The following is a 651-nucleotide window of genomic DNA, read 5'->3' as shown; positions in this document are numbered from 1 at the left end:
GTTTGCGCGCATAGAACAACAGTTCTGTAATAGAATTGACGTTTACCTTCGCCATCATTTTGCGGCGATGTGCTACAATTGTATGCTTACTTAAATGTGCCTGTTCTGCTGTTTGGGCAATTGATAATCCATTTGCAAAATAATGAAGAATATCTAGTTCCCGCGCTGTGAAGGGTAGTTTTACTGTTGGATTTGTATTCGAAGCAATTTCGCTAATTGCAGGAGAAATATACTGTCTGCCCTGGTTTATTATCCTAAGGCATTCGACTATGGAATTAAAACCCGATGATTTGCTTACAAGGCCATTGGGATTGTAACTCAGGATATTTGTAATTGTAGTGGGGCTGATTACAGAACTCACTATAATTATTGTAATGAGTTTGTTTAACCGTCTGGCTTCGTTAATAAGGGGCAGGCTGTTCTTGTCTTTTAGATAATAGTCTAAAAAGAGGTAGATGGGCGATTCAGAATGCTTAATCAGAAAAGAAATTAATTCGCGTTCCTCGCTAAGTGTGTGCACGGAACGGAAAAGGTCCAGTCGCTCAATAAGGGCCGAAAAGGAATCTGCAAATAAAAGATGGTCATCAAAGACAATTGCAATTGCTTCAGTTTTTTTCATAAATGGCAACAATATAGCAAAAATATGGGGTT

1 protein-coding gene is annotated in these 651 nt (G+C 38.6%); it reads right to left on the bottom strand.

The annotated features are described in order from the left end of the window. Nucleotides 1-619, bottom strand: a 619-nt coding sequence (locus DBR11_RS28365) for a response regulator transcription factor (RefSeq protein WP_199233997.1), incomplete at its 3' end; no start/stop codon positions are given. Between the last annotated feature and the right edge of the window lie 32 nt (nucleotides 620-651).

This window comes from Pedobacter sp. HMWF019 (assembly GCF_003061025.1).
Classification (GTDB): Bacteria; Bacteroidota; Bacteroidia; order Sphingobacteriales; family Sphingobacteriaceae; genus Pedobacter.
This window is presented reverse-complemented; position numbering and strand designations above follow the sequence as displayed.